Source organism: Streptomyces massasporeus, assembly GCF_014648995.1.
GTDB classification, from domain to species: Bacteria; Actinomycetota; Actinomycetes; order Streptomycetales; family Streptomycetaceae; genus Streptomyces; species Streptomyces massasporeus.
The window spans coordinates 1-3,366 of sequence record NZ_BMSE01000054.1 but is presented as its reverse complement, the minus strand read 5'-3'; the positions used below and the strand labels follow the sequence as shown (position 1 = coordinate 3,366).

The 3,366-nt window shown below is 72.3% G+C and carries 1 protein-coding gene and 1 pseudogene; both read right to left on the bottom strand.

Annotated features, from left to right (window positions below; genetic code table 11):
* Window positions 1–2,301, bottom strand: a pseudogene (locus IE153_RS41100) (type I polyketide synthase); the annotation flags it as partial.
* A gap of 93 nt (window positions 2,302–2,394) precedes the next feature.
* A partial coding sequence (locus IE153_RS41095; protein WP_229829446.1) for a phosphopantetheine-binding protein occupies window positions 2,395–3,366 on the bottom strand: 972 nt, incomplete at its 5' end.

The window sequence follows — 3,366 nt, the reverse complement described above, 5'->3', positions numbered from 1 at the left end:
CGCATGCGACACCTCAAGACGACGGATACGCCGACCCGGCAGAGCAGCCAACACCTCCTCCACCGCACCGTCCGCGCCCGAGATCACCACCGCCGACGGACCGTTCACGGCCGCCACACCCACCGCGCCACCACGCTCACCGATCGCAGCCAGAACCTCCCCCTCAGAAGCCTCCACCGCGACCATCACACCCCCCGCCGGCAACGCCTGCATCAACCCCGCACGCGCCGCCACCAACCGAGCCGCCTCACCCAGATCCATCACCCCCGCCACATGCGCAGCCACCAACTCCCCCACCGAATGACCCGCCACAAAACCAGGCCGCACACCCCACGACTCCACCAACCGGAACAACGCCACCTCAAACGCGAACAACGCCGGCTGCGTCCACCCCGTCCGCGACAACAACGACCCCTCAACCGCGAACATCACCTCCCTCAACGAACCACCCAACAACGGATCCAACACCCCGCACACCTCATCCAACGCCCCCGCGAACACCGGGAACGAGACATACAACTCCCGCCCCATCCCAGCCCGTTGCGCACCCTGACCCGAGAACACCACCGCCAGTCCGCCGGGACGGACAGGTGCCTCGGAGCTCGTGGGGGTCTCGGCGAGGTGCCGGAGGGCGTCGGACAGGTCGTCGCGGTCGGTTCCGGTCAGGACAGCGCGGCGGTCGTGCAGGGTGCGTGTGGTGGCGAGGGAGTAGGCGAGGTCGGTGGCGGACTGCTCGGGGTGGGCGGCGACGTGTTCGTGGAGCCGTCGGGCCTGGGCGCGCAGGGCGTCCTCGTCCGGTGCGGAGAGCAGCCAGGGGACGGCCGGGAGCGTGCGCGGCTGGTCCGGAAGGGTCCGCGGCTGGTCCGGAAGGGTCCGCGGCTGGTCCGGAAGGGTCCGCGGCTGGTCCGGGGCGGTGTCCTCCGCTTCCGGGGCCTCCTCCAGGATGACGTGGGCGTTGGTGCCGCTCACGCCGAAGGCCGAGACGGCGGCGCGGCGCGGGGCAGTTGCCCGAGGGGTCCACTCGCGGGCCTCGGTGAGCAGTTCGACGGCGCCGGAGTTCCAGTCGACCATGGGTGTGGGCCGGTCGACGTGCAGGGTCCTGGGCAGCAGGCCGTGCCGCATCGCCTGCACCATCTTGATGACGCCGCCGACACCGGCCGCGGCGACGGTGTGGCCGATGTTGGACTTCAACGAGCCCAGCCAGAGGGGACGGTCCCGGTCCCGGCCGTAGGTGGCCAGCAGGGCCTGCGCCTCGATCGGGTCACCGAGGCGGGTGCCCGTGCCGTGTGCCTCCACCGCGTCCACCTCGGCCGGAGTGAGACGGGCGTTCTCGAGGGCCTGACGAATGACACGCTCCTGCGACGGGCCGTTCGGCGCCGTCAGACCGTTCGAGGCACCGTCCTGGTTCACCGCACTGCCCCGCACCACCGCCAGCACCCGGTGCCCGTTGCGCACCGCGTCCGACAGCCGCTCCACGACCAGCAGGCCGACGCCCTCCGACCAGGAGGTGCCGTCGGCGGCGGCCGCGAACGACTTGATCCGCCCGTCGGGGGCGAGTCCGCCCTGGCGTGAGAAGTCGACGAATCCGCCGGGGGTGGCGGTGATCGTCGCGCCTCCGGCGAGCGCGAGGGTGGACTCCCCGCGGCGGACCGACTCCACCGCGAGGTGCAGGGCGACCAGCGAGGACGAGCACGCCGTGTCGATCGAGACGGCCGGGCCTTCGAGACCGAAAGTGTAGGAGATACGGCCGGAGGCCACGCTGCTGAGCTTGCCGGTCATGAGGTGGCCCTCGAGTTCTGCGGGCCCTTCGAGTCCGAGGTAGCTCTGCTCGATCACGCCGGCGAACACGGCGGTACGGCTGCCGCGCAGCGTGGCGGGGTCGATCCCGGCGTCCTCGAACGCCTCCCACGCGGTCTCCAGGAGGACGCGCTGCTGGGGGTCCATCGCGCGGGCCTCGCGGGGCGAGATGCCGAAGAAGTCCGCGTCGAACAGGGCGGCGCCGTCGAGGAAGCCGCCCTCGCGGGTGTACGACGTGCCGGGCTCGTCGCGGTCCGTGCTGTACAGCGCGTCGAGGTCCCAGCCGCGGTCCGCGGGGAACGGGCTGATGGCGTCCCGGCCTTCGGCGGCCAGGCGCCACAGGTCGTCCGGTGACGTGACGCCGCCCGGGAAGCGGCATGCCATGCCGACGATGGCGACCGGTTCGGTGGCGGCCGACTCGAGCGTCTCGATGCGCTCGCGTGCCTTCTGCAGGTCGGCGGTGACCCACTTCAGGTAGTCGACGAGCTTCTGTTCCCTGGTCTGGGCCTGCTCCTGCGCGCGGGACATGTCAGCGGACATGCGGAATCAGTCTCTCCTCGGTACCGGAAGGGTGGTGGTGCGGGGCGGCGGGCGGCGTCAGTCCGCGGCCCGGCCGAGCTGGGTGTCGATGAAGTCGAAGATCTCGTCGGCGGACGCGTCCCCGAGGACCGCGACATCGGCGCCGGCGGCGGTCGGCGGCGGTGTGTACGCCGGTCCGGCGAGACGGTCGGCCAGTGTCCGCAGCCGCTCGGACAGCGCGACGCGGTCGCTGCCGGGATGCGAGCCGTTCGCCGCCAGGACGTCCACGGACGCCTCCAGGCGTTCCAGTTCCTCGACCGCGGAGCGAACCGATCCGGCCTCGGTGCCGGGCGCGGCGGCTGCCGCCTGTGCCTGTACGTAGGCCGCGAGGGCGGCGGGGTTCGGATGGTCGAAGACGACGGTGGCGGGCAGGGACAGACCGGTCTCGGCACCGAGCCGGTTGCGCAGTTCGACGCCGGTCAGGGAGTCGAAGCCGAGTTCCTGGAAGGGGCGGTGGGGCACGACGGCCGAGGTGTCCGGGTGCTTGAGCACCTTCGCGACCAGTTCCGTGACGAGGGTCAGGAGGTACTGCTCCCGCTGTGCGTCGCCCAGCGGCGCGAGCCGCTCGGCCAGGGGCACCGCCCGGGGTGTCGTCTCCTCCGGGATGTCGGGCGTGACGCGTGAGACTGGGTCCATGTCACGGCTGCCGGGGGTGACTTCGTCGAGCCAGTACCGCCGGCGCTGGAAGGCGTAGGTGGGCAGCGGGACCCGGCGCGCTCCGGAGCCGGTGAAGTACGACTCCCAGTCGACGGGCACGCCTCGGGCGTGCAGCGTGCCGAGGGCCTCGACCAGGGTCTCCGGCTCGGGGCGTCCCGCGCGGGTGGCGACGGTGGCGGTCAGGGCGTCGGGGTTGCGGACGGCCTGGGCGGCGAGGGCGGCGAGGACGCCACCGGGGCCGATCTCCAGGAGTGTGGTGACGCCCTCGGACTCCAGGGTGGTGACGGCGTCGGCGTACCGGACGGCTTGGCGGACCTGGGTCACCCAGTAGTC